The following is a 5607-nucleotide window of genomic DNA, read 5'->3' as shown; positions in this document are numbered from 1 at the left end:
CGCCGCAGATCGAGGCCATGTCGGCGCCCGCCGTGGTGATCGCCCAGTCGATGGGTTGCGCCCGGGCGATCATCGAATTGACCACCACCTCGGCCAGTTCGCGGTCGGTCCAGCGGTGCACCTCGTCGCGGGCGACAAAGCTGGGGTTGATGCCGTCCGCCGAATTGCCGTCGCGGCTGAGCGTCCGGATCGTGCCATTGGTGATCGCGGTCGAGATCAGGTGTTTGTTGCCCGTGTCCATGAAGGCCGAGAGCGCGGGCGCCGCCTTGATCATCCGCCGCAGTTCCCGGAACAAGAGCCCCGCCTGGTCCCGCGTCGTCGCGGTGCAGAAGCCCTGGGGCGCGGCCTCGCCGTCGAAAAGCTGGGTATAAAGCATCGGCACCGCCGTGTCGGTCGTCTTGCCGTTCTTCTTCGCCACCTGGTGATAGGTGGTGCGAAACCGGCGCAGCCCGTCCGCCTGCTTCCAGCCGAAGACCGAGCCATGCCGGAAGACCTGCCAGGGCGTCAGATCGAGCGGCCGACCCGCCGCCGGACCCGTGGTGTGCTGGATCAGGCGCGCGAAGTTCAGCACCCGGCTTGCCGCCTTGCAATCGAACCAGAGGCCGCGGTCGCGGCCCGTTTCCAGATCCATCAGGTGGCGTTCGCAGGCGAGCCGCACCAGCGTGCCCGCCACCTCGCGGCCCTCGATCACGTCGAGCGCATAGCGCGACACGGGATGGTCAATCGGTTCCATCGAGGGTCCTCAGGATCTCGCCGAAAAGATCGCCCTGCCCGCCCGCGCTCATCCGCGCCTCGTCGACGGGCGTCATCCCGAAGCGCGCGGCGAGCTGGTTCATCGTGGCAATGGCGTCCTGCCGCTGGCCCCAGACCGCGCGCTTCTTCTGCTGGCGCCCGTTCCGGGTCTCGACCTCGTACCAGCTGCCGAAGGCCGCGATATCGCCGGTGAACCGGATGACATCGGCCACCGCCTCGCAGTAGACGGCGAACGGATCCTCAAAGGCTGCATCGAGCCGCCGCTTGGCCGCCAGCACCGGGGCCAACCGGTCCCAGGCGTCGCGCCCCTCGGCGCTCATCCACCCGGGCGCCTCGGGCACGGGCGCCGTCTGGTCGGCCTTCATCGGCACGACATTGTCGAGCTTCGGCTTCTGACCGCGCATCGGACCTCCCTTATGGGCTTATGATCGTGGGCTTTTTTTGCCAATTCGGCCCGCGCAACAGGAAAGCTCCCATGCGCGGTTCCCGAGGGGGGCCGTCGATTTTTGGACACCCCCCGGTGTCAGGGACGCCCGAGCACCTCGCGGGCGGTCTTGCGGCTGTGGCAGCTCTTGCAGAGCGCCTGCCAGTTCGAGCGATCCCAGAACTTCGCCCGGTCGCCCTCGTGCCGGGCAATGTGATCGACCTCGGTGGCCGGGGTCACGAGCCCCAGCCCCGCGCAATCGGCACAAAGCGGATGGGCCTCAAGAAACGCGGCGCGCGCCCTCTTCCAGACGGGGCTCGCGTAGAGCTTCGCGCGGCGCCGGATCTCTTCGGCGGTCTTGATCTTCGCCCGCCGGGCGCGGTTCCGTTCGATCCGTTCGGCCTCATGCTCTTCGCAAAGCGCCGCACCGGGCACAGCGAGGTCGTCGCAGCCCGAGGCCGCGCAGAGCTTGCGGATCGTCATGGATAAGGCCTCCCGGAACGCAGAACGCCCGCAGCGGGGGATCCGCTCCGGGCGCAGCTTGGGTGACGGCACTATGTCAACGGGGCTGGAATCACGTCAAGAAAAAAGTTTCTTGACCCATGTCAAAGCGACTTTCACCATCACGGGGCGCACTTGAGACCGTCAAAATATCGCTTGGAGGTAGGTGTTCCGAATGCTGCAATTTCCGATCCACATTCCCAGACAGAGCTATCGCGGCCAAAGCAAGAGCCTGGCTCGACTGATCGAACGCTGGAACTTCGACGCAGCCGCTTTGGAGGCCCATGGGAACACCCTGGCCCTTGAACAGATCGACGACGAGGCCTGCTACAGCTTTGAGCAAATAGCGAAGGAAACCGGCTACGATCTTCGGCGCGTGCGCGAGCTCTACCTCGCGGCTGGATGTGCCGGACACGCGCTCTCTATCGCCAGGCCCGATCCAGAAGATGCGCAGGAGTATCTGGAAAAGCTGACGGCCGAGGCGCAAGGCGGAAGCGGGTTGACACTTGAGGCAATGATCGCCCACCAAGCGGAGCGCCCTCTTCGAAAAGGTGATCGGGTGGCGCATCCGTCCTACGGTGAAGGCACCGTCGCCCTGCTCCTTGCAGAGGAAACTGTTGCCTGTGTGGACTGGGATGACATTACAGTGACCGAGCTTCGAGTATTTACCAGCCTGTTGCAGAGGGTCGAGACGGGCCCTATCCCCACGGCCGCATCGGCGGCATGTCCCGGGTGACCTCGATCCGTGTAAGGTCCGCGCCTTTCAGTGCCGCCTGCACCGCCAGCAGATAGCCCCACCAGTCGAGCCAGGCCCGGCGCGCCGCGGCGATCTGCGCGGGGGTCGGGTCCCAGTGGCAGGGCGTGAAGCGCACCGCGTCATGGACGATCACGCCCTTGCGGTTGCGACGCGGGACTGGCTGCCAGCCCTCTACCCCGAGCATCGCCGCATCCGCCGTCTTCGCGTGGCGGCCCCAGCGGTTCACCGTCCAGTCCTCGGGCTTCAGCCGCGGGCGGGCGTCGGGCATCCAGTCGGGGGTGCGGCCCGCGCGGGCGAGATCGGCGACCATCGTGGCGGCGTACCAGGGCAGCGTGTTGCGGACCACGGTCGCGATCAGCTCGGCATCGTCATGCGGGCTCGACCGGCCGCGGCTCACGTCGACCCGGGTGCCGAGCTGGGCGCGTTCGAGGGCGACATATTCCATGCCATAGGACCGCCAGCCGGTGCCGCCGACCGCCTCGATCTCGTCATGGTCGAGGCGCGCGCATTCGGTGCCGAAGGCCCATTCGAGAGCGGCGCGCACCGGCATCGCGCGCCGGGTCCGGGTGGCAGTCTGCGCCGGGGGGCGGATCGCGGCGGTCATGCCGCCGCCCCCGCCAGATCGGCGATGCGGCGGCACTCTTCCATCTGCTGCTCGCGAGCCGCGAGCCAGCGGCGCTCGGTATCGGTCAGGTCTGCGGGCGCGATCCTGCGGAGGCGGTCAAGCCGCAGGATTGCGCCCCGCGCCTCATCCCTGACGCGACCGAGAACATAGGTTCCCGGCCAGACGCGGTTGTCCCGCAACTCCTCCAGAAGCTCTGGCGCCCAGCCCTCGGCCAGCGCCTCCTGCCCGATGGGATGCTTGAAAACGGCGCGCATCAGCGGCGACGCCCGGTCGTCCGGTTTCTGGATTTTCAGAGCTTCCTGCAGGATGCGATTGCTGGTCGGGAAGAGGTCTTTCGCCTCGCCCCCCGCAAGGGCCGCCATCTGTTCTTCCAGCGCGGCCAGGTTCGACGCGCTCATGTAGGCCAGCCGTTTCTCGACATCGACCAGCATCTCTTCGAACCGGGCCTTCGTCAGCTTGCCCGATTTCACCAGCCCGCGCCGCAGCAGCGGCTCGATCAGCAGCGCCCGCACCCGTTTCTCGCCCTCGGCCTGTTCCTTCGCGTCCATCCTCGCCTCCTTTCTCTCTGCCTTGCCAACCGCTTCAGGACTGTCCTGCAACTGTCCGGCGGACATTTGCGGGACAATTGCGGACAGTTCGGGACAGTCTGGACAGCCCTGCCCCTTTCTCTGCCCTTGCGGGGTTATCCACAGGCCTTGCCCTGTCAGACCGGGACGAACCGTCCATGTTCCTGTCCTTTTCTCTGTCTTTGTCCCTGTCGTGCAGGACAGTCTGAAACTGTCCGAGACTGTCCCTGAACTGTCCTCGGGACAGTTGCGGACAGTCTCGGGACGGTCTGGAAGTTACTCGCGGGGGCGCCCGGCGCGGGTCATGTCGAACATGTGGTTGGACCAGGCCGTGATCGCCCGCTCGACCCAGGCCGAGCCGCGATAGCCGCAGCCCTGCTCGACCAGCCAGTCATCCATCCAGAGGACGGCCGCGTCGTTCTGCGCCAGATCGGGATGGATCCCGGCCACGGCCGAGCGCAGCCGCTGGCGCCGCTTGGCCGCGTTCGCCGCCTCGTTCCGCGCCCGGTTGTCATGCTTGCGCGCCAGCGCCTCGATCACCATGGCGGTCACCCGGCCATGCATCAGCCGGATCTGATCGCCGCAGCGGCAGGGCTGCCAGTGGTGAAGCGGGCCGTATTCCATCTCGCTCAGCCGCCGCAGCCGGGCCACATCGACCGCCAGCAGCTTGGCCAGCTGCTCGGGATCGTCAGGCAGCGTGCCGACCGGCTTCTGGTCCTGCGACAGGCAGATCAGGTCGAAATACAGCGCCCGGCATTCCTCGGTGCCCTTCAGCCGCATCTCGCTGTTGAGCCATTCGCGGTGATACCAGGTCATGAAGTAATGGCCGTTCAGGTCATCCTCGGGGCCGAGCGGATAGTCGGGCAGATCGGCGGCATCGACCGGGCGAAGACGGGAGGCGGCGAGTGTCATGGCGTTACCCCTTTCGCCGCCAGCGCCATCGCCGCGGCCAGAATGCGTTCCCGGGCGGCGCGGCCGCCCCGGGTCAGGGCATGGGACAGATAGTCGTCAGAGAACCCCAGCGCCCGGCTGGCCTTGCGTTGCGAGGCAAAGCGCAGGCCCCCGATCTCGACGGGGTGCGGGTCGCGGCCGGGGCGGCGCTGGGGTCGGCCGATCCGGTCGGGATCGCCATCGGCGAGCGCCTTCCAGACCGCCTGCGGCGTCACCCCGAAGCGGGCGGCGGCGGCATGGGCATCGGCAAAGAGCTCGCCCCGGACCCTGACCGGCATCGGCTCGGCCCCCTTGCGCCCTGCCCCCACCCGGTCGAGCCGCCCCTTGCGCGCGGCAGACCGCACCGCCTCGGGGGTCACCCCCAGCGCCCGGGCGGCGCTGGCCGCATCGGGATAGGTCGTGCCGCGGATGGTGAGGTCGGTGTAAATCCGCGTGGCCATCACATCCCCAGGGCCTCGCGATAGAGCTGCAGGACCGCCTCTTCCTCGGCGATGTCGTCGGCGTGGCGCTTGCGCAGCGCGATGATCCGGCGCAGGGCCTTGGTGTCGTAGCCACGCGCCTTGGCGGCGGCCATCACCTCTTTCTGCTGATCGCCGATCTGGGCCTTCTCTTCGGCCAGCGCCTCGAACCGTTCGATGAAGCCCCGCAGCTCGTCGGCCGCGACGCGGTAGGTTTTCTCGCGCACCGCTTCGTCCTCGGCGGTCTCCTTCATCGGCGGCCGCGGCCCGGCGGTGAAGGCATCGAGCGGGATCGGACCGGTCGTCGCCCCGGTCGGGCCGGTCAGGGTGACCGTGGCATCCTGCGGCGCGGTCATGCTGCATCCTCCCCAAAGGTGCCGGGCAGCCCGAGGGGGAAGACGGTGCTGCCCGGCCAGTCGTCAGGGAGGTGCCCGGCGTCCGGCCGGGCTGCGGAGACGGCCCGCCCGGTCATGCCCGGCTGCCCTTGATGCGGGCCAAAAACTTTTCCGCGCGGGACTCGAAGACGCGGGCCGCGGCGCGGGCCCGGCCCGCGCGCAGCTGGTTGAAGCGTC

9 protein-coding genes are annotated in these 5607 nt (G+C 68.1%); 1 reads left to right on the top strand and 8 read right to left on the bottom strand.

Annotated features, from left to right (window positions below; translation table 11 throughout):
* The 3 genes from BYZ73_RS20525 to BYZ73_RS20515 form a co-directional block, all read right to left on the bottom strand.
* Window positions 1-733, bottom strand: a 733-nt coding sequence (locus BYZ73_RS20525; protein ID WP_220086868.1) for a terminase large subunit domain-containing protein, incomplete at its 3' end; no start/stop codon positions are given.
* Window positions 720-1157, bottom strand: a complete 438-nt coding sequence (locus BYZ73_RS20520; protein ID WP_112317484.1) for a P27 family phage terminase small subunit — start codon at window positions 1155-1157, stop codon at window positions 720-722. The genes BYZ73_RS20525 and BYZ73_RS20520, both read right to left, overlap by 14 nt.
* Window positions 1158-1276: 119 nt before the next feature.
* Entirely contained in the window at window positions 1277-1660 is a 384-nt protein-coding gene (locus BYZ73_RS20515) for an HNH endonuclease (protein ID WP_112317483.1), read from the bottom strand.
* Between the two features lie 193 nt (window positions 1661-1853).
* Here BYZ73_RS20515 and BYZ73_RS22550 point away from each other — a divergent pair, with 193 nt between their 5' ends.
* Window positions 1854-2414 carry a hypothetical protein gene (locus BYZ73_RS22550; protein WP_146746372.1) on the top strand — a complete coding sequence of 187 codons (561 nt, stop codon included), beginning with the start codon at window positions 1854-1856 and terminating at the stop codon, window positions 2412-2414.
* Here BYZ73_RS22550 and BYZ73_RS20505 read toward each other — a convergent pair.
* The 5 genes from BYZ73_RS20505 to BYZ73_RS20485 form a co-directional block, all read right to left on the bottom strand.
* The gene (locus BYZ73_RS20505; protein ID WP_112317481.1) at window positions 2377-3039 is read right to left on the bottom strand and encodes a hypothetical protein; all 663 of its coding nucleotides are present in this window, start codon (window positions 3037-3039) and stop codon (window positions 2377-2379) included. The two genes, BYZ73_RS22550 and BYZ73_RS20505, sit on opposite strands and share 38 nt — an antisense overlap.
* Window positions 3036-3608 (bottom strand): hypothetical protein, encoded by a 573-nt coding sequence (locus BYZ73_RS20500; RefSeq protein WP_112317480.1) that lies wholly within the window; start codon window positions 3606-3608, stop codon window positions 3036-3038. Before BYZ73_RS20500 ends, BYZ73_RS20505 begins: the two co-directional genes overlap by 4 nt.
* Window positions 3609-3902: 294 nt before the next feature.
* Entirely contained in the window at window positions 3903-4538 is a 636-nt protein-coding gene (locus BYZ73_RS20495) for a hypothetical protein (RefSeq protein WP_245943252.1), read from the bottom strand.
* The gene (locus tag BYZ73_RS20490; RefSeq protein ID WP_112317479.1) at window positions 4535-5017 is read right to left on the bottom strand and encodes a hypothetical protein; all 483 of its coding nucleotides are present in this window, start codon (window positions 5015-5017) and stop codon (window positions 4535-4537) included. Before BYZ73_RS20490 ends, BYZ73_RS20495 begins: the two co-directional genes overlap by 4 nt.
* Complete coding sequence (locus BYZ73_RS20485) at window positions 5017-5289, bottom strand: DUF2312 domain-containing protein (RefSeq protein ID WP_134077473.1); 273 nt, start codon at window positions 5287-5289, stop codon at window positions 5017-5019. Before BYZ73_RS20485 ends, BYZ73_RS20490 begins: the two co-directional genes overlap by 1 nt.
* Window positions 5290-5607 lie beyond the last annotated feature (318 nt).

It is taken from the genome of Rhodovulum viride (assembly GCF_003265965.1).
Taxonomy (GTDB): Bacteria; Pseudomonadota; Alphaproteobacteria; order Rhodobacterales; family Rhodobacteraceae; genus Rhodovulum; species Rhodovulum kholense.
Note: the sequence above shows the minus strand (reverse complement) of the source record. Positions and strands in the feature narration are given on the sequence as shown.

Bases quoted from the DNA above. Each gene is read 5' to 3' on its own strand.
- BYZ73_RS20500 (WP_112317480.1), bottom strand. From the start codon at position 3,608: ATGGACGCGAAGGAACAGGCCGAGGGCGAGAAACGGGTGCGGGCGCTG.
- BYZ73_RS20490 (WP_112317479.1), bottom strand. From the start codon at position 5,017: ATGGCCACGCGGATTTACACCGACCTCACCATCCGCGGCACGACCTAT.
- BYZ73_RS22550 (WP_146746372.1), top strand. From the start codon at position 1,854: ATGCTGCAATTTCCGATCCACATTCCCAGACAGAGCTATCGCGGCCAA.
- BYZ73_RS20520 (WP_112317484.1), bottom strand. From the start codon at position 1,157: ATGCGCGGTCAGAAGCCGAAGCTCGACAATGTCGTGCCGATGAAGGCC.
- BYZ73_RS20515 (WP_112317483.1), bottom strand. From the start codon at position 1,660: ATGACGATCCGCAAGCTCTGCGCGGCCTCGGGCTGCGACGACCTCGCT.
- BYZ73_RS20495 (WP_245943252.1), bottom strand. From the start codon at position 4,538: ATGACACTCGCCGCCTCCCGTCTTCGCCCGGTCGATGCCGCCGATCTG.
- BYZ73_RS20485 (WP_134077473.1), bottom strand. From the start codon at position 5,289: ATGAAGGAGACCGCCGAGGACGAAGCGGTGCGCGAGAAAACCTACCGC.
- BYZ73_RS20505 (WP_112317481.1), bottom strand. From the start codon at position 3,039: ATGACCGCCGCGATCCGCCCCCCGGCGCAGACTGCCACCCGGACCCGG.